This is a genomic window from Micromonospora sp. CNZ303 (assembly GCF_004345505.1).
Map to the genome: position 1 here is coordinate 1 of NZ_SLVT01000033.1, position 20,929 is coordinate 20,929.

Sequence of the window (20,929 nt, forward strand, 5' to 3'; positions counted from 1 at the left end):
CCCACCACCCGACCCAAACCCCACACCGCAGCACCCGCGACATCCGCCAACTCGTCCGAGCCGCCGACCGACACCGCCCCGCGCGTCAGCCACCAGAGCCGCCCCTGGACCTCCGTGGTGGCCAGCGCCTGCGCCACCGCCAGCGCCTCGACCACGCCCGCTCCGGCCAGCGACAGCAGCGAGACCAGCCCGGCGACCGGCTGCCCGGCCTCCACCGCTCCGGCCAGTCGGCGTGCGACCTCGTCCCGGTCCAGCGCGTCCAGCACCACCGGCACCACCTTGGCGCCCCGCTCCGCCAGCCCGGCCAGCACCGGGTGGTCCTCCTGGCCGGGAACCATCAGCACCAGCCAGGAGCCGGTCAGGTTCTCGTTCCCGGTCACGTCCTGGCGTCGCCACACCACGCGGTAGCGCCAGGAATCCACCGTCGACCGCTGCTGTGCGGCCCGCCGCCACTGCGCGAGCTTCGGCAGGACCGCGCTGAACGGTTCGTCCGCGCCGACGCCCAGCTCGCCGCCGACCAGGTCGGGGTCGCCGGACTCCACGGCCGCCCAGAACCGCCCGTCGAGAGCTTCGCCGTGCGCGTCCCGGCGGGCCACGGGCGCCGCCTCGGGCCAGTACCAGGTGTGGTCGAAGGCGTACGTGGGCAGGTCGACCACGCGCGGCCGGGCACCGACCTGACCGTGGTAGGCAGCCCAGTCGACCGGCACACCCGCCACCCACAACTGCCCCACCGCCGCCGTCACCGCGGCGACCTCCGACTGGTCCCGCCGCGACGCCGGAACCCGCCGCACCCCCGCATCCGCGACGATCTCCGCCACCATCGCCGTCAACGTCGCATCCGGACCCACCTCCAGGAAGGTGTCCACCCCCAGCGCCCGCAACGCCACCACACCATCGGCGAACCGCACCGGCTGCCGCACGTGCCGCACCCAGTACTCCGGATCCACCAGCTCCAACGGGTCCGCCACCGCACCCGTCACGTTCGACACCACCGCGACGCGCGGCACCCGCCAGTCGAGCCCCGCCACCACCGACCGGAACTCGTCGAGCATCGGCTCCATCAGGCGGGAGTGGAACGCGTGACTGACCGCCAGCTCCTTGACCCGCCAACCCCGCTCACGACAGGCCGCCACCACCGAGGCCACCTCGCCGGCCGCACCCGACACCACCACCGACGCCGGACCGTTCACCGCCGCGACGTCCACCGCCGCACCCGACGCGCCGATCAGCTCGGCGACAGCCTCCTCCGACGCACCCACCGCCGCCATCACCCCACCGGACGGCAACGCCTGCATCAACCTGCCCCGCGCCGCCACCAGCGTGCACGCATCCGACAGCGACAACATCCCCGACACGTACGCCGCCGTCACCTCACCAATCGAATGACCCGCCAGGAAATCCGCCCGCACACCCCACGACGACAACAACTCCCACAACGCCACCTCGACCGCGAACAACCCCGCCTGCGCGAACACCGTCTGATCCACCAGAGCCCCATCGGCGGTGCCCGGCTCGGCGAACACCACCTCGCCCAACGCACGCGGCAGACGCGGATCGATCTCCGCACACACCGCGTCGAACGACGCCGCGAAGACCGGGAACGCCTCATACAACTCGCGACCCATGCCCACGCGCTGCGAGCCCTGACCCGTGAACAACACCGCCCGGCGGCCCGCCGACACCACACCTGAGGACCGGCCCTCAACCACCGCCGACAGGCCGGCAACCAGGTCGTCCGCGTCCGAACCCCACACCACCGCCCGATGCTCCAACGCCGCCCGCGTCGTCGCCAACGACCACGACACATCCACCGGCGACAGGGACCGGGACCGGGACCGCACGAACGACGCCAACCGCCCCGCCTGACCCGCCAGACCCCGCTCGGAGCGCCCCGACACCACCCACGGCACCGGCAGACCCACGGACGCGGAAACCGGCAGCCCGTCCGCCGATCCGCCCCGGTCGGTCTCGCCGCGCTGCTCCGCACCCGAGGGGTGGACGGACTCCGCCGCCGCCACCGGCTCCGCAGCCGACGCGGCAGCAGACCCCGGCACCGGCGGCGAGGCGGGCTCCGCCGCCAACTCCGGCTGTTCGATGATCACGTGCGCGTTCGTGCCCGAGATGCCGAACGACGACACACCCGCCCGCCGGGGACGCTCCACGCCCGGCCAGACACGCGACGCCGTCACCAACTCCACCGCACCCGACGCCCAGTCCACATGCGACGACGGCGCATCCACGTGCAGCGTCGCCGGCACCGCCCCATGCCGCATCGCCAAGATCATCTTGATGATCCCGGCCACCCCCGCAGCCGCCTGCGTGTGACCGATGTTCGACTTCACCGACCCCAACAACAACGGCACATCCCGACCCTGCCCATACGTCGCCAGCAGAGCCTGCGCCTCGATCGGATCACCCAACGACGTACCGGTGCCGTGCGCCTCCACCACGTCCACGTCGGCCGCCGACAGACCGGCACTCGCGAGGGCCTGCCGGATCACCCGCTGCTGCGACGGACCGTTCGGCGCCGTCAACCCGTTCGACGCACCGTCCTGATTCACCGCCGTGCCCCGCACCACCGCGAGGATCCGACGCCCGTCGCGTTGCGCGTCCGACAGCCGCTGCACCACGAGCACGCCGACGCCCTCGCCCCACGCGGTGCCGTCCGCCGACTCGGCGAAGGCCTTGCAGCGGCCGTCCGCCGACAGCCCGCCCTGGCGGGAGAACTCGATGAAGGCACCCGGGGTGGCCATCACGGTGACGCCGCCGGCCAGCGCGAGGTCGCACTCGCCCGACCGCAGCGCCTGCGCCGCCAGGTGCAACGCCACCAGCGACGACGAACACGCCGTGTCCACCGTCACCGCCGGCCCCTCGAACCCGAACGAGTACGCCACCCGACCCGACAACACGCTCGCGGAGGCACCGGTCGCGGCGAATCCGGCGAGTGCCTCCCCGGCCTCACGTACGACGGTCTCGTAGTCCTGCCCGTTCGTGCCGGCGAACACCCCGACCCGGTCGCCGCGCAGCGCGAGGGGCTCGATCCGGGCGTCCTCGAACGCCTCCCAGGCGACCTCCAGCAGCAGCCGCTGCTGCGGGTCCATGGCCAGCGCCTCGCGCGGCGAGATGCCGAAGAACTCCGCGTCGAAGCCGCCCGCGTCGGCCAGGAACGCCCCACGCGAGACGTAGGAGTCGGTTCCGGCCAGGGACTCCAGGTCCCAGTGCCGGTTGGTCGGGAAGTCCGACATCGCGTCGACGCCGGCCGTCAGCAGGTCCCAGAGCCCCTCCGGGGACTCGGCTCCGGCCGGGAAGCGGCAACCCATGCCGACGATGACGATCGGGTCGTCGCCCACGACGGGGCCGGTGGCGGCGGGGACGGGCAGCGCCTGCCCGCCGAGCAGTTCGGCGTGGATGTGGCCGGCCAGGGCCGCCGAGTTCGGGTAGTCGAAGGCGAGCGTCGTCGGCAGCGCGAGGCCGGTCGCCGCGTCGAGCCGGTTGCGCAGCTCGACCGCCGCCAGCGACGTGAAGCCGAGGTCCTGGAAGGCCCGGTCCGGTGCCACCCGCTCGGCGGACTCGTGGCCCAGCACGGCCGCGACCTCGGCACGCACGAGCTCGCCGAGGGCGCGCAGCTGCTCCGCACCGGACATTCCCGCCAGGCGGAGGCGCAGGTCGGCCGCCGGCACGGGGGCGTCGGCCGCCCCCGCCGCGCCGGCCTCGGCCAGCAGGTCGCGGACCAGCGGGTGCGGGCGCCGACCGCCGGCGGCGGCCACCCGGGCCCAGTCGATGTCGGCCACCACGAGGTACGTCTCGTCGCGGTCCAGCGCCCGGGTGAGGGCGCGTACGGCCGTCTCCGGTGCCATCGCGCCGAAGCCGGTGCGGCTCAGCCGCTGCTCGAACTCACCGGCGCTCACCCCGCCGTCGGCCCACAGGCCCCAGGCGATCGAGGTCGCCGGCAACCCTTCCGCGCGACGCCGCTGCGCCAGCGCGTCGAGAAAGGCGTTGCCCGGCGCGTAGGTGGTCTGCCCGGCGGCGCCCATGAGGCCGGCGAGGGAGGAGAAGAGGACGAAGGCGGAGAGGTCGGTGCCCCGGGTCAGCTCGTCCAGGTTGCGCGCGGCGTCGACCTTCGCCCGCAGGGCGGTGGCCAGCTGGTCGATGCTCACGGCGTCGACGACGTTGTCGTCGAGGGCGGCGGCGGTGTGCACGACGGCGTTCAGCGGCAGCTCGGCGGGGATCGAGTCGAGCAGCGCCGCGAGCGCGGCCCGGTCGGCCACGTCGCAGGACGCGAGGGTGACCCGGGTGCCGAGCCCGGCAAGTTCCTCGGCGAGGGCGGTCGCGCCGGGCGCCCCGCCACCCCGCCGGCTGACCAGCAGGAGGTGTTCGGCTCCCTCGGCGGCCAGCGTGCGGGCGACGTGTCCCCCGAGCGCCCCGGTGCCGCCGGTGATCAGCACCGTGCCGCGCGGCGTCCAGGAGCCGCGCGCACCGGTGTCGCCGTACGTCGCACGAACGAGCCGGCGGGCGTGGCCGCCGGTGCCGCGCAGGGCGACCTCGTCCTCCCGACCGGTGCCGGCGATCAGCGTCCGGAGCATGCGCACGACGCCCTGGTCGGGCTGCGCGGGGACGTCGACGAGCCCGCCCCACCGGTGCGGGTGCTCGGCGCGCAGCACGCTGCCGAAGCCCCACGCCATGGCCTGCACGGGGTCGACGTGCCGGTCCCGGGACCCGACGGAGACCGCGCCGCGGGTGACGATCCAGAGCCGGGCGGTGATCCCAGCGTCCCCGAGGGCCTGCGCGAGCGCGACCGTGCCGGCGAGGCCCGTCGGCACGGAGGCGGCCCCGGCGTACGGCCGGGTGTCGAGGGCCAGCAGGGAGAGTACGGGCAGTACGTCCCCGTCGCGGCCGGTCGACGCCTCGGCGAGGTCGTGGGCGAGCCGCTTGCGGTCGCACGCGGCGTCGACCTCGACGATCCGCCCGCCGGCGGCGCCGAGGGCGGAGGCCCAGTCCGTCACGGCCGCGTCGGCGTCGGCCGGTACGACGAGCAGGAAGTCGGTCGCCTCGGCGCGGGCGGCGTCGTCCGTGAGCGGCTGCCAGGCCACCCGGTAGCGCCAGGAGTCGAGGGCCGCTTCGGCGTCCCGGCGGCGTCGCCAGGTGGACAGCGCCGGCAGCACGTCCGCGAGCGGGGCGTCGGCGTCGACGGCCAGGCTCTCGGCGAGGGTCGTCAGGTCCTCCGCCTCGATTGCCCGCCAGAAGTCCTCGTCGGCGGCGGTGCGCCGGGCGGCGGGGGGACGGTAGGACCGCGTCGCGGCATTGATCCAGTAACGTCGATGGTCGAAGGCGTACGTGGGCAGGTCGACCACGCGCGGCCGGGCACCGACCTGACCGTGGTAGGCAGCCCAGTCGACCGGCACACCCGCCACCCACAACTGCCCCACCGCCGCCGTCACCGCGGCGACCTCCGACTGCTCCCGCCGCGACGCCGGAACCCGCCGCACCCCCGCATCCGCGACGATCTCCGCCACCATCGCCGTCAACGTCGCATCCGGACCCACCTCCAGGAAGGTGTCCACCCCCAGCGCCCGCAACGCCACCACACCGTCGGCGAAGCGCACCGGCTGCCGCACGTGCCGCACCCAGTAGCCGGGATCGGTGACCTCCCCGGCGTCCGCCACCGCACCCGTCACGTTCGACACGATCGGGATCCTCGGCGGCTGCCAGCCCAGCCCCGCCACCACCGACGCGAACTCGTCCAGCATCGGCTCCATCAGGCGGGAGTGGAACGCGTGACTGACCGCCAGCTCCTTCGTCCGCCAACCCCGCTCACGGCAGGCCGCCACCACCGGGGCCACCTCAGCATCGGCACCCGACACCACCACCGACGCCGGACCGTTCACCGCCGCGACGTCGACCGCCGCACCCGCAGCGTCGATGATCTCCCGCACATCGGCCTCGGGCGCGCCGACCGCCGCCATGACGCCGCCGGCCGGCAACGCCTGCATCAACCTGCCCCGCGCCGCCACCAGCGTGCACGCATCCGCCAGAGACAACACTCCGGACACGTACGCCGCGGTCACCTCACCGATCGAATGACCCGCCAGGTAGTCGGCCCGCACACCCCACGACGACAACAACTCCCACAACGCCACCTCGACCGCGAACAGGCCCGCCTGCGCGAACACGGTCTGGTCCAGCAGAGCCCCATCGGCGGTGCCCGGCTCGGCGAACACCACCTCACGCAGCGCACGCGGCAACAAGCCGTCGAAACGGGCGCACACCTCGTCGAAAGACGCCGCGAAGACGGGAAACGCGTCGTACAACTCCCGACCCATCCCGGCGCGCTGCGAACCCTGACCCGTGAACAACACCGCCCGACGACCCGCCGACACCACACCAGAGACCCGGCCCTCGGCCACCGCTGACAGGCCCGCCGCCAGCTCGTCCGCGTCCGAACCCCACACCACCGCCCGATGCTCCAACGCCGCCCGCGTCGTCGCCAACGACCAGAACACGTCCACCGGCGACAGGGACCGGTCCCGCACGAACGACGCCAACCGCCCCGCCTGACCCGCCAGAGCACGCTCCGAACGCCCCGACACCATCCACGGCACCGGCAACCCGACGGGCGCGGCAGACGCCACGGCGGGCTCCGGCTCCGGCTGCTCGATGATCACGTGGGCGTTCGTGCCGGAGATGCCGAACGACGACACGGCCGCCCGGCGCGCGCGGTCCGCACCCGGCCACTCGCGCGCCTGGGTCACCAGCTCCACGGCGCCCGACGACCAGTCCACGTGCGACGAGGGCTCGTCCACGTGCAGCGTCGCCGGCACGGTCCCGTACCGCATGGCCATGATCATCTTGATGACGCCCGCCACCCCGGCGGCGGCCTGCGTGTGGCCGATGTTCGACTTCACCGACCCCAGCAGCAGCGCGTCCCGGTCGTCGCGGTCCTGCCCGTAGGTGGCGAGCAGCGCCTGGGCCTCGATGGGGTCGCCCAGCGTCGTGCCCGTGCCGTGCGCCTCCACGACGTCGACGTCGGCGACGCCCAGCCGGGCGTTCGCGAGGGCCTGGCGGATCACCCGCTGCTGCGAGGGGCCGTTCGGCGCCGTCAACCCGTTCGACGCGCCGTCCTGGTTCACCGCCGTGCCCCGCACCACCGCCAGGATCCGGCGCCCGTCGCGCCGCGCGTCCGACAGCCGCTGCACCAGCAGCACGCCGACGCCCTCGGACCAGCCCGTGCCGTCCGCCGCGTCGGAGAACGACTTGCACCGGCCGTCGGGGGCCATGCCCCGCTGCCGGGAGAAGTCGATGAACGTCTCGGGGGTCGCCATCACGGTGACGCCGCCGGCCAGCGCGAGGTCGCACTCGCCGGACCGCAGGGCCTGCACCGCCAAGTGCAACGCGACCAGCGACGACGAACACGCCGTGTCCACCGTCACCGCCGGCCCCTCGAAGCCGAACGAGTACGCCACCCGGCCCGACAGCACGCTGCTGGCGGTGCCGACGCCGAGGTAGCCGTCGAGGGCCTCCGGAACGTCGGCCAGCCCGGCGGCGTGGTTGTGGTACATCATGCCGGCGAACACGCCGACGGGGCGGCCCCGCAGCGCGAGCGGGTCGATCCGGGCGTCCTCGATGGCCTCCCACGAGGTCTCCAGCAGCAGCCGCTGCTGCGGGTCCATGGCGAGCGCCTCGTGCGGCGAGATCTTGAACAGGGTGGCGTCGAAGTCGCCGGCGTCGGCCAGGAAGCCGCCCTCGCGGGCGTAGCTGCTGCCCCGGCGCGCGCCGGACGGGTCGTACAGGTCGTCGACGTCCCAGCCCCGGTCGGCGGGGAAGCCGGTGATGCCGTCCCCACCGGCCACGAGGAGGTCCCACAGCTGCTCGGGGCTGCGTACGCCGCCGGGATAGCGGCAGCTCATACCGACGATCGCGATCGGCTCGTCGAGCGCCGCGACGGCGGCGACCGGGGCCGGCGACGCACCGGCGGCGGTACCGGTCTCGGCGTCCAGATGCTCGGCCAGGGCGAGCGGGGTCGGGTGGTCGAAGACCAGGGTCGCCGGCAGGCGCAGGCCGGTCACCGCGCCCAGCCGGTTGCGCAACTCGACGGCGGTCAGCGAGTCGAAGCCCAGCTCCGTGAACGGGCGTCCGGCCTCGACGGCGGCGGCGTCGGCGTACCCCAACACCGTCGCGACCTGGTCGAGGACGAGCCGCAGCAGGGCCGCGGCGCGCTCCTCGCGGTCGAGCCCGGCCAGCCGTTCGGTCAGGGCGGCGGTCTCCGCCGGGCCCGACCGGGCGGCGCGACGCCGGGGCGCGCGGACCAGGCCGCGCAGGACCGACGGCAGGGTGCCCGCCTCGGCCTGGGCGCGCAGCGCCGGGCCGTCCAGCGCCATCGGCACCGTCGTGGGCAGGCCGGTCAGCAGGGCGGCGTCGAGAAGCGCGAGGCCGTCCGCCTCGGAGAGCGGCCGTACGCCCGCGCGGGCCAGCCGGTCGGTGTCGGCCCGGTCGAGGCCGGCGGTCATGCCGCCGCCCGACTCGACCCACGGCCCCCAGGCCAGGGAGTGTGCGGGAAGGCCCGCGGCCCGCCGCCGGTGCGCGAGCGCGTCCAGGAAGGCGTTGGCCGCCGCGTAGTTGGCCTGGCCGGGGCTGCCGGTCACGCCCGCCGCCGACGAGTAGGTGACGAAGAGCGCGAGGCCGTGGGCGGCGGTCAGCTCGTGCAGGTGCGCGGCGGCGTCCACCTTCGGCCGGAGCACCTCGTCGAGGGACTCGGCGGTGAGCGAGGTCAGGGTGCGGTCGGCCAGTACGCCGGCGGTGTGCACCACGCCGGTCAGCGGGTGCGCCGGGTCGATCCGGTCGAGCAGCGCGGCGAGGGCGTCGGGGTCGGCGGCGTCGCACGCCTCGACCGTCGCGGTGGCGCCCAGGTCGGCGAGGTCGGCGAGCAGGTCGGCGGCGCCGGCCGCGGCGGGCCCGCGCCTGTTGGCCAGCACCAGGTGGCGGACCCCGTGCCGGGCGACCAGGTGGCGGGCGACGAGCGCGCCCAGGGCACCGGTGCCGCCGGTGACCAGCACCGTGCCGTCCGGGTCCAGCGCCGGCGCCGGCGCGTCGGGTTCCGGGGCGGCGACGAGCCGGGGCACCCGGACCACGCCGTCGCGCACCGCCGCCTGCGGCTCGTCGGCCGCCAGCAGGCCGGCGAGGGCGGACGCGGAGCTCTCCTCGTCGTCGAGGTCGACGACCAGGAACCGGCCGGGGTGCTCGGCCTGGGCGGACCGGAGCAGGCCCCACACGGCGGCGCCGGCCAGGTCGGCGACGTCGGCGTCGGCGTCCACGGCGACGGCGCCGCGGGTGAGGACGACCAGCCGGGACCCGCCGGTGTGGCGCTCGGCGGCGAGCCAGCCCTGGAGCACGGCGAGGACCTCGGCGAGCAGGTCGTGGACCGGGCCGGGGCCGGTCGCGGCGGCGCCGGCCACCGGGAACAGCACGACGTCGGGCACCCCCACGTCGCAGAGCGTGTCGAGGTCGGCGTGCCGGTCGGCGGTCACGCCGGCCGGCAGCGGTGCGGGGCGGTCGCCGAGCACCGCCCAGGTCGTGCCGTCGGGCGCGCCCGCGCCGCCGGCGTGCCGGGGCCAGTCGAGGCGGAACAGCGAGCGGCGCCACGGGGACCCGCCGGAGGTGAGGTCCCCGGCCGGCAGGGGCCGCAGCACCAGGGAGCCGACCCGGGCGACGGGCTCGCCGGCGGCGTCCGCGACCAGCATGGCCACCGTGTCCGCGCCGGAGGGGGTCAGCCGTACCCGCAGCGTGTCCGCGCCGTGGGCCGACAGCGTCACGTCCGACCAGGCGAACGGCAGCCGGGCCTCACCGGGGTCGACGATGCCGAGCCCGACCGCCTGCACGGCGGCGTCGAGCAGCGCCGGGTGCAGCCCGTACGCGCCGGCCTCGTCGGCCGCCGGCTCGGGCAGCGCCACCTCGGCGTACACGTCGGTGCCGACCCGCCAGGCGGCGCGCAGCCCCTGGAAGGCGGGGCCGTACGCGAACCCGGCCCGCGCCGCCCGCCCGGTCAGCTCCGACACGTCGAGGGCGGTGGCGCCGGTCGGCGGCCAGTCCGCCAGCGTAGCCCCGCCGTCCTCGTGCGCCGGGGCGAGCAGGCCGGTGGCGTGCCGGACCCACAGGTCGTCGGTGCCGGAGCGGCGGGCGTGGACCGTCAGCTGCCACGCCTCGCCGCCGGCACGCTCGGCGGCGACCTGCACGTCGACGCCGCCGGTCTCCGGCAGCACCAGCGGCGCCTGGAGGGTCAGCTCGGCGAGCCGGTCGGCGCCGACCTCCGCGCCGGCGCGCAGCGCCAGCTCCACGAATCCGGTTCCGGGGAAGAGCACCACGTCGCGTACGGCGTGCTCGGCCAGCCAGGGCTGGCTCTCCACCGACAGCCGGCCGGTGAGCGTCACCTCGTCGCCGTCGGCCGAGCGGAACACCGCGCCGAGCAGCGGGTGGCCGGTCGGGGTCAGCCCGGCGGCGGTCACGTCGGCGGCCTGCGGCAGGGGCAGCAGCCAGTAGCGTTCGCGCTGGAACGCGTACGTGGGCAGGTCGACCGGCGCGGGCGGACCGTCGAACAGGGCCGCCCAGTCCACCGGCACACCCCGGGCCCAGACGGTGGCCGCGGCGGCCAGCGCCGTCGCCGCCTCGTCGTGGTCGGCGCGCAGCATCGGGGCGCACACCGCCTGGTCCGCGCCGACGATCTCCTGGGTCAGCGCGGAGAGCACCCCGCCCGGCCCCACCTCGACGTACGCGCCCACCCCGAGCTCCCGCAGGGTGGCCACGGCCGCCTCGAAGCGGACCGTGTCGCGGACGTTGCGCAGCCAGTACGCCGGGGAGCGCACCTCGTCGGGGTCGAGCAGCGCGCCCGTCACGGTGGAGACCACGGGGATCCGGGGCGCGGCGAAGGTCAGCTGCCTGAGCACGTCGCCGAACGCGTCGAGCATCGGGTCCATCCGGGCGGAGTGGAACGCGTGGCTGACCCGCAGCCGCTTCGTGCTGCGGCCGAGGGCCGCGAAGTGTGCGGCGACCGCCAGCACGGCGTCCTCGTCGCCGGAGACGACGACGGACTCCGGGCCGTTGACGGCGGCCAGCCCGGCGCCGGTCGCCCCGCCGGCGGTGTCCAGGTGCTGGCGTACCTCCGCCTCGGTGGCGCGGATCGACACCATCGCCCCGCCGGTGGGCAGGGCCTGCATCAGGGTGCCCCGGGCGGCGACCAGCCGGGCGGCGTCGGGCAGCGACAGCACGCCGGCGACGTGCGCGGCGGCCACCTCGCCGACCGAGTGGCCGGCCACGAAGTCCGGCACGACGCCCCACGACTCGGCGAGGCGGTAGGCCGCCACCTCGACGGCGAACAGCGCCGCCTGGGCGTAGCCGGTGCGGTCGAGCACCTCGGCGGGACCGTCGAGCACGACGCGCAGCGGCCGGTCGAGGTGCCGGTCCAGTTCGGCGCAGGCGGCGTCGAAGGCCGCGGCGAAGACCGGGAACGCCGCGTACAACTGTCGGCCCATGCCGACGCGCTGGGCGCCCTGCCCGGTGCAGAGCACGGCGACGCGGGTGGGGCTGGCGACCCCGCGCCGCACGGACGCCGCCGGGACGCCGTCGGCGAGCGCGCCGAGCCCGGCGACCAGCTCGTCCCGGTCGGCCCCGAGCACCACCGCCCGGTGCTCCAGGACGGACCGGCCGGTGGCCAGGGCCCGGCCCACGGCGGCCGGCGCGGCGTCGGGGTGCTCGGCGAGCCAGGAGCGCAGCCGGTCGGCCTGGGCGGCGAGCGCGGCGGCGCTGCGCGCGGAGACGACCCACGGCAGCGGGTCGGGCCCGGCGACGGCGTCGGCGGCCGGCTGCGGCGCGGGCGGGGCGGCCTCGACGATGACGTGGGCGTTGGTGCCGCTGACGCCGAAGGAGGAGACGCCGGCCCGCAAGGGCCGGGTGCCGCGCGGCCACGGGCGCGGCTCGCGGAGCAGGCTCACCGCGCCGGCCGACCAGTCGACGTGCGGGGACGGCTCGTCGACGTGCAGGGTCCGCGGCAGGACGCCGTGGCGCATCGCCATGACCATCTTGATCACGCCGGCGACGCCGGCCGCGGCCTGGGTGTGCCCGAGGTTGGACTTGATCGAGCCGAGCCAGAGGGGCTGGTCCTCGGCCCGGTCCCGGCCGTACGTGGCGAGCAGCGCCTGCGCCTCGATGGGGTCGCCGAGGCGGGTGCCGGTGCCGTGGGCCTCCACGGCGTCCACGTCGGCCGGGGAGAGCCGGGCGTTCGCGAGGGCCTGGCGGATCACCCGCTGCTGCGACGGGCCGTGCGGCGCGGTGAGGCCGTTGGAGGCGCCGTCCTGGTTGACGGCCGTGCCACGGACGACGGCGAGCACCGGGTGGCCGTTGCGCTGGGCGTCGGAGAGCCGTTCCAGCAGCAGCAGGCCGGCGCCCTCGCTCCAGCCGGTGCCGTCGGCGGCGGCGGCGAAGGACTTGCAGCGCCCGTCCGGGGACAGGCCGCGCTGGCGGCTGAAGCCGACGAACGTGTCGGGGCTGGACATGACGGTGACGCCGCCGGCCAGCGCGAGCGTGCACTCGCCGGAGCGCAGGGCCTGCACGGCGAGGTGCATCGCCACCAGCGAGGACGAGCAGGCGGTGTCGACGGTCACCGCCGGGCCCTCGAACCCGAAGGTGTACGCGATCCGGCCGGAGACGACGCTGCCGTGGTTGCCGGTGCCGACGAACGCCTCGACCTCCTCCGGCACGCCGTTGAGGCGGGAGACGTAGTCGTGGTACATGACGCCGGTGAAGACGCCGGTGCGGCTGCCCTTGAGCGAGTCGGCGGCGATGCCGGCCCGCTCGACCGCCTCCCAGGCGACCTCGAGCAGCAGCCGCTGCTGCGGGTCCATCGCCAGCGCCTCGCGGGGGGAGATGCCGAAGAACCCGCCGTCGAACTCGCCGGCGTCGTGCAGGAAGCCGCCCTCACGGGTGTACGACTTGCCGTGCGCGTCCGGGTCGGGGTCGTAGAGGTTCTCCACGTCCCAGCCCCGGTCCCCCGGGAACGGCGTGACGGCGTCGACGCCGGACTCGACCAGCCGCCACAGGGCCTCGGGGGTCCGCACCCCGCCCGGGTAGCGGCAGCCCATCCCCACGATCGCGATCGGCTCGTGGTTCTGCTCGTCGACGGCCCGCAGGCGTTCGCTGGTCTCGTGCAGGTCAGCGGTGACGCGCTTGAGGTACTCGCGGAGCTTGGCTTCGTTCGCCATCGGGTTGATCACCTGTCGCTAAGGGGCAAGCGGCGGACTCGTGGTCAGGATCGGCCGAACTTCTGGTCGATGAAGTCGAACAGTTCGTCGTCCGAGGCCTCGTCGAGGGCCTGGCTGACGTCGGCCGGCCGATCGGTGGCGTCGCTCCACCTGGTGACCAGCGCCCGGAGGCGGACCGCCACGGCGGTCCGCGTCTCGTCGTCGCCGGCCAGTCGTTCCAGCTCCTCCGGCCCGGTCGCGGCGAACGCGGCCTCCAGCCGGTCCAGCTCGGCCAGCAGGCCCGCCTCGGGCCCCGGCGGGGCGGCGTCGACCAGCAGGAAGTCGGCGAGGGCGGCGGGCGTGGGGCAGTCGAAGATCAGGCTCGCCGGCAGCCGGATCCCGGTGAGGGCGGTCAGCCGGTTGCGCAGCTCCACCGCCGTCAGCGAGTCGAAGCCGAGGCCGGTGAACGTCTGCCCGGAGGGCACGACGGTGGCCGGCGGGTAGCCGAGCACCTCGATGACCTGCGCCTTGACCAGGTCCTCCACCAGCCGGCCGCGCTCCGCCTCGGGCGTGCCGGCCAGGCGCTGCGCGAAGGACGGCCCGCCGTCGCCGCCGCCGGCGACGGCGCGCCGCCGGGCCCGGACCAGGCCGCGCAGCGGCGCCGGGAGCTGGCCGGTGTCGGCCTGGCGGCGCAGCGCCGCGGGGTCGAGCAGCGCCGGCACCAGGTGGGGGTGGCCGCCGCGCAGGCTGGCGTCGAAGAGGCGCAGCGCCTGGTCGGTGTCGAGCGGGTGGAGGCCGTTGCGGCTCATCCGCTGCCGCTGGGCGGCGTCGAGGGCGCCGGTCATGCCGCTGTCGGCGGCCCAGAGGCCCCAGGCCAGGGAGGTGGCGGCGAGGCCCGCGGCGCGCCGGTGCTGGGCGAGGCCGTCCAGGAACGCGTTCGCGGCGGCGTAGTTGCCCTGCCCGGGGCCGCCGAGGACGCCGGCGACCGACGAGAAGAGGACGAACATCGCCAGGTTCCGCCCCCGAGTCAGCTCGTGCAGGTGCCAGGCGGCGTCGGCCTTGGCGGAGAGCACGGCGGACATCCGCTCCGGGGTCAGCGCCGAGATCACCGCGTCGTCGAGGACGCCGGCGGCGTGGACGACGCCGGTGAGCGGGTGCTCGGCGGGGACGTCGGCCAGCAGGGCGGCGAGGGAGTCCCGGTCCGCCACGTCGCCGGCCGCCAGCCGGACCTGCGCGCCCAGCGCGGTCAGCTCGGTCAGCAGCTCCGTCGCGCCGGGGGCGTCCGATCCGCGCCGGCTGACGAGCAGCAGCCGGCGCACCTTGTGCGTGCTGACCAGGTGCCGGGCCAGCAGTCCGCCGAGGGCGCCGGTGGCCCCGGTGACCAGGACCGTCCCGTCGGGGTCGAGGTCGGCGCCCAGCGCCGGGTCGAGGACGGCGGGCGTGAGCCGGGGTGCCAGCACCCGCTCGTCCCGGACCGCCAGTTGGGGTTCGCCGGTGGCGACCGCGCTGGCCACCAGGTCCACCGTGCCGGGCTGCGGTCGCCGCGCCTCGTCGAGGTCCACGAGCACGAAGCGGCCGGGGTGTTCCGCCTGGGCCGAGCGCAGCAGGCCCCAGACCGCCGCGCCGGGCAGGTCGGTCGTGCGGCCGGTGTCGCCGGCGGGGACGGCCCCCCGGGTCAGCACGACCAGTTGCCGCTCCGCCAGCCGGTCGTCGGCGAGCCAGCCCTGCACGGCGGTCAGCACGGCGGCGAGCCGGGTCCGGGTGGCGGCGGGGACCGGGGCGCGCTCGTCGTCGGCGTACGCGGCGAGCAGCACCAGTTCCGTGTCGAGCAGGCCGACGTCGACCGCGTCGGCCAGCTCGGCGAGCCCGTACCGGGCGAGTGCCGCCAGGTCGGACGGGGCGTCGCCGAGGAGCACCGCGTCGGCGGTCGTCGGGGCGCCCGCTGGGACGCTCTGCCAGGCGACGTCGTACAGGGAGTCGACGCCCGCGTCGGCGCCGCGTACCTGCTCGGCGGTCACGGGCCGGGAGACCAGGGAGCCGATCCGGGCGACGGGGGCGCCGGCCGGGTCGGCCAGGGTCAGGGTGACCCCGCCGCCGCTGCGCCGGGCGCGTACCCGCAGCGCGGTCGCGCCGACCGCCGAGAGGGTGACGCCGGTCCAGGCGAAGGGCAGGCGTACGCCGGACGCCTCCTGGTCGGGGTCGAGCAGGCCGACGACGTGCAGGGCCGCGTCCAGCAGGGCGGGGTGGATGCCGTAGCCGGTGACCTCGGTGCCGTCGGGCACCGCCACCTCGGCGCAGACCTCGTCGTCGGTGCGCCAGACGGCGCGCAGGCCACGGAAGAGCGGGCCGTACTCGACGCCCAGGCGGGACAGCTCGGTGTAGACCTCGTCGACCGCGACGGCGGTGCCGGACGTGGGCGGCCAGGGCAATGGCTCGGCCCCGTCGGGCTGCGGTGCGGCGGGTGCGAGGACGCCTGCGGCGTGCCGGTCCCACTCCCCGTCCGGGTCGGTGGCGGCCCGCGAGTGGATGGTGACCGGCCGGCGTCCCTCCTCGTCCGCCGTGCCCAGCTTCACCTGCACCGACCGGGCATCCTGCCCGGTGAGCGCCAGCGGCGCCTGGAGGGTCAGCTCGTCGAGGGTGTCGCAGCCGACCTGCGCGCCCGCGTGCAGGACCATCTCGACCAGGGCGGCGCCGGGCACCACGACCGAGTCCCAGACGACGTGCTCGGCGAGCCACGGGTGGGTACGCGCGGAGAGTTCGGTGCCGAAGAGCCGTACGTCGTCGTCGGCCACGCGTACGGCGGCGCCGAGCAGCGCGTGGTCGACAGGGCGGACGCCGAGCCCGGGCGCGCCCGCGCCGCCGGCGGTGGTGTTGAGCCAGTAGCGCTGGCGGTCGAAGGCGTACGTGGGCAGGGCGACCGTGCGGGGGCGCGCCCCGGCAGCGGTGAGGTATCCGGTCCAGTCGACGTGGCCGCCGGTGACGTACCGCTCGGCGAGGGCGGTGCGCAGCGTGTCGGGCTCGGGGTGGCCGGCTCGGAGTGTGGCGGTGAACCGGACGTCGCCGGTGGCCTCGACGCAGTCCTGGGCCATCGCGGTGAGCACGGCGTCGGGGCCGACCTCCAGGAAGTGCGTCACGTCCTGCTCGTGCAGGGTCCGTACGGCGTCGGCGAAGCGCACGGGCTGCCGCACGTGCCGCACCCAGTAGCCGGGATCGGCGACCTCTGCGGCGTCCGCCACCGCACCGGTCACGTTCGACACGATCGGGATCCTCGGCGGTTGCCAGCCCAGCCCCGCCACCACCGACGCGAACTCGTCCAGCATCGGCTCCATCAACCGCGAATGGAACGCGTGACTGACCGCCAACTCCTTGACCCGCCAACCCCGCTCACGGGCGGTCGCCACCACCGAGGCCACCTCGTCGGCCGCACCCGAGACGACCACCGACGCCGGGCCGTTCACCGCCGCGACGTCCACGGCCGCACCGCTCACGCCGATCAGCTCGGCGACAGCCTCCTCCGGCGCACCCACCGCCGCCATCACCCCACCGGACGGCAACGCCTGCATCAACCTGCCCCGCGCCGCCACCAGCGTGCACGCATCCGACAGCGACAACATCCCCGACACGTACGCCGCCGTCACCTCACCAATCGAATGACCCGCCAGGAAATCCGCCCGCACACCCCACGACGACAACAACTCCCACAACGCCACCTCGACCGCGAACAGGCCCGCCTGCGCGAACACCGTCTGATCCACCAGAGCAGCAGCTTCCGAACCCGCCTCGGCGAACACCACCTCGCCCAGCGCACGCGGCAACAGGCCGTCGAACCGGGCGCACACCTCGTCGAACGACGCCGCGAAGACAGGGAACGCCTCATACAACTCCCGGCCCATGCCGGCGCGCTGCGAGCCCTGACCCGTGAAGAGCACCGCCCGACGACCCGCCGAGACCACACCCGACACCGCCGGCCCACCCTCGGCCACCGCCGACAGGCCGGCGACCAGCTCGTCGACGTCCGAGCCCCACACCACCGCCCGGTGCTCCAACGCCGCCCGGGTGGTGGCCAACGACCACGACACGTCCAGCGGCGACAGGCCACGATCGCGCACGAACGACGCCAACCGCGCCGCCTGACCTGCCAGAGCACGCTCCGAACGACCCGACACCATCCACGGCACCGGCATACCCGCCGCGTCTGCCGACTCGGTCCGGCGGGGCTCGGCCCGCGACTCCGCGCCGGTGGCGGCCACGGACTCCGCCACCCCAGCCGCCTGCTCCGGCGTCGCCCCGCCCTCGATCTCCGGCGCTGCCTGCGGCTGCTCCAGGATCACGTGCGCGTTCGTGCCCGAGATGCCGAACGACGACACGCCCGCGCGCCGGGGACGCTCCACGGTTGGCCACTCACGCGTCCGCGTCACCAGCTCCACGGCACCGGACGCCCAGTCCACGTGTGACGACGGCGCGTCCACGTGCAGCGTCGCCGGCACCACACCCGCCCGCATCGCCGAGATCATCTTGATGATCCCGGCCACCCCCGCAGCCGCCTGCGTGTGACCGATGTTCGACTTCACCGACCCCAACAACAACGGCACATCCCGACCTTGCCCGTACGTCGCCAGCAGAGCCTGCGCCTCGATGGGGTCGCCCAACGTCGTGCCCGTGCCGTGCGCCTCCACCACATCCACGTCGGCCGCCGACAGACCCGCGCTCGCGAGGGCCTGCCGGATCACCCGCTGCTGCGACGGACCGTTCGGTGCCGTCAACCCGTTCGACGCACCATCCTGATTCACCGCCGTGCCCCGCACCACCGCCAGGATCCGACGGCCGTCGCGTTGCGCGTCCGCCAAGCGCTGCACCAGCAGCACGCCCACGCCCTCGGCGAGCGCCGTCCCGTCCGCCGCGTCGGCGAACGCCCGGCACCGGGCCACCGGGGAGAGGTTGCCCTGCCGGGTGAAGTCGACGAACACCGCCGGGGTGGGCATCACCGTGACGCCGCCGGCCAGGGCCAGGTCGCACTCGCCCGACCGCAGCGCCTGCACCGCCAGGTGCAGCGCCACCAGCGACGACGAACACGCCGTGTCGACCGTCACCGCCGGGCCCTCGAACCCGAACGAGTACGCCACCCGACCCGAGGCGATGCTGCCCGCGTTGCCGAGACCCAGGTAGTCCTCGACGCCCGCCGGCGGGGTCTCCGGCGGGTGGGCGTACCCGCTGTGGGTCATGCCGGCGAAGACCCCGACGCGGGCGCCCTTCAGGCTGGTGGGGTCGATGCCCGCCGACTCGACGGCCTCCCACGAGGTCTCCAGCAGCAACCGCTGCTGCGGGTCCATGGCGAGGGCCTCGCGCGGCGAGACGCCGAACAGCCGGGGGTCGAACTCGGCGGCGTCGGGCACGAAGCCACCCTCGCGGACGGAGGAGGTGCCCGGCCGGGAGCGCTCGGGGTCGTAGAGCGCGTCCAGGTCCCAGCCCCGGTCGGTGGGGAAGGAGGCGATGGCGTCGCCGCCGGCCGCGACGAGGTCCCACAGCTCCTCGGCCGTGCGTACCCCGCCCGGGAACCGGCAGCCGGTGCCGACGATCGCGATGGGCTGCTGCGCATCGGCCTCGACGTCACGGAGCCGTTGCCGGGTCCGCCGCAGGTCGGCGGTGACTCTCTTCAGGTACTCCCGGAGCTTGTCTTCGGTGTCCATCAACCCAGCCCATCGCGATTCACGGCGGAGACTCGACGTAAGCGACGGTACGAATGCGCAGAAGTCTCAGGCGACACCTGTATCTGTCGTTCGGCTCGCTCGGCCGAGAGCCACGCAGATCCCCATCTGCCGGGAGAAGTTATTGGGTGTGCGCGAGCGCGGACAACCCCTAACCAGGCAACGGGCCAGCTAGGGGTGTCCGGTCCCCACCCGTCGCACTAGCGTCGCCTCGACCGGGTCCGTGCAGATCCGGTCGGGAACCGCAGCCGCCGGAAGGACCGCCAAGGATGACCACGCCAGATACCGACAACGGCTTGTGGGTGCGACGCTTCCACCCGGCTCCGGGTGGCGCCAGGCGGTTGGTGTGCCTGCCCCACGCCGGCGGGTCGGCCAGCTTCTACTTCCCCGTCTCCCGCAGCCTCTCCCCCGCCGTCGAGGTGCTGTCGATCCAGTACCCGGGCCGGCAGGACCGCCGCCACGAGAAGTGCATCGGTGACATCCACCAGCTCGCGCGGGAGGTCTTCACCGTGCTGCGGCCGTGGCTGGACGAGCCGGTGGCCATCTTCGGGCACAGCATGGGGGCCAGCGTCGGCTTCGAACTCGCCCGGCTGATCGAGCAGGACGGCGGTACGGCGGCGCACCTGTTCGCGTCCGGACGCCGTGCGCCGTCGCAGGCGCGACACGAGACGGTGCACCTGCTCGACGACGAGGGCCTGCTGGCCGACGTCCGGAAGCTCAGCGGCACCAACTCCGCCGTCCTCGGCGACCCGGAGATGCTGCGGGCCGCGCTGCCGGCGATCCGCAGCGACTACCGGGCAGCGGAGACCTACACCTACCGGCCGGGTCCGCCGCTGAGCTGCCCGATCACCGTCTTCACCGGCGACGACGACCCGAAGACGACGGTCGAGGAGGCCCGGGCCTGGTCGACCCACACCACCGGGCCGTTCGAGCTGAAGGTCTACCCGGGCGGGCACTTCTTCCTGGCCGAGCACCAGCCGGCGGTCCTGCGGGCCATCTCGACGGCCCTGACCGCGGCGCCCGCCGTCTGATCCCACGGACGAGGGGCCCGTCCACCGGTGTCACGACCGGTCGGCGGGCCCCTCGTCCGTGCGGGGCGTCACCGCTTGTGGCCGACCGCGATCACGTAGTCGAGCTGCGCCATCTCGCGCTTCATGAGGTCCTGGTTCTTCCAGTGCGCCGCCATGCTCTTGCGTACGGCGGGCTTGACGACGGCGCGGAACTCCGGGTCGTTGGTCCGTCCCGCCATGTACGCCCGCCAGCCCTCCCAGGTGCGCTCCTTGATCGAGTGCACCTCCGGGTTGGCGAAGCCGGCCTCGACCAGCTCCTGCCGGTACGTGTCCCGGTCGTGCCAGTTCTCCTTCGGGATGCTGAACTTGACGAAGCTCAGCGGGCCGGACTGGATGGCGGCGCGGACGACGTCCCCGCTGACCGGGATGATGTCGGCCGTGGCCAGCACGCCACCCGGGCGCAGCACCCGCAGCGCCTCGGCGAAGAACGCGCTGCGCGGGTAGAAGTGGAAGGCCGACTCCAGGGCGACGACCCGGTCGAAGGTGTTGTCCTCGAAGGGCAGTTCGGTGGCGCTGCCCAGCCGGAAGTCGGTGCGGTCCGCGAGGCCCTCCTCCTGCGCCCGGCGCTGCGCCGCCTCGACGTGGTGCGGGGTGATGTTGAGCCCGTACACCTTGGCGACCCGGCGCTCGCGCAGCCACTTGAAGTCCTGGTCGGCGTAGCCGAAGCCCACGTCGAGGACGGTGTCGTCCGGCTTGAGCCCGGCGGCGTCGGCCAGCTTGTCGGCCAGCGCCTCGGCGGCCGTGTCGAGGTCGGTGACGCCGTCCTCCCAGTAGCCCACGTTCATGTAGTGCGTGCGGCGGGCCGCGAACTCGACGTCGGGCGACTGGATCTCGTAGAAGCGCCGGACCCGGGTGATGGGGTCGGCGGTGAAGACCGTGCGGATCGCCCGGCCGGCGATCTTCAGGTTCTCGAACATGTGGGTTCCTTCCG

General features: G+C 75.1%; 4 protein-coding genes. 1 reads left to right on the forward strand and 3 read right to left on the reverse strand.

The genetic code is table 11. From position 1 onward, the window contains the following. A partial coding sequence (locus EV374_RS31215; RefSeq protein ID WP_132240756.1) for a type I polyketide synthase occupies positions 1-13,244 on the reverse strand: 13,244 nt, incomplete at its 3' end. Between the two features lie 44 nt (positions 13,245-13,288). Then, on the reverse strand, positions 13,289-18,913 hold the full coding sequence (locus EV374_RS31220) for a type I polyketide synthase (RefSeq protein WP_132240757.1): 5,625 nt from the start codon (positions 18,911-18,913) through the stop codon (positions 13,289-13,291). A 284-nt stretch (positions 18,914-19,197) separates the two neighbouring features. On the opposite strand from EV374_RS31220, the gene EV374_RS31225 reads away from it, so the two are divergent. After that, positions 19,198-19,959, forward strand: coding sequence for an alpha/beta fold hydrolase (locus tag EV374_RS31225; RefSeq protein WP_132240758.1), 762 nt, complete (start codon positions 19,198-19,200; stop codon positions 19,957-19,959). A 68-nt stretch (positions 19,960-20,027) separates the two neighbouring features. On the opposite strand, the gene EV374_RS31230 is transcribed toward EV374_RS31225, so the two are convergent. Then, positions 20,028-20,915 carry a class I SAM-dependent methyltransferase gene (locus EV374_RS31230; protein ID WP_132240759.1) on the reverse strand — a complete coding sequence of 296 codons (888 nt, stop codon included), beginning with the start codon at positions 20,913-20,915 and terminating at the stop codon, positions 20,028-20,030. Positions 20,916-20,929: the final 14 nt, after the last annotated feature.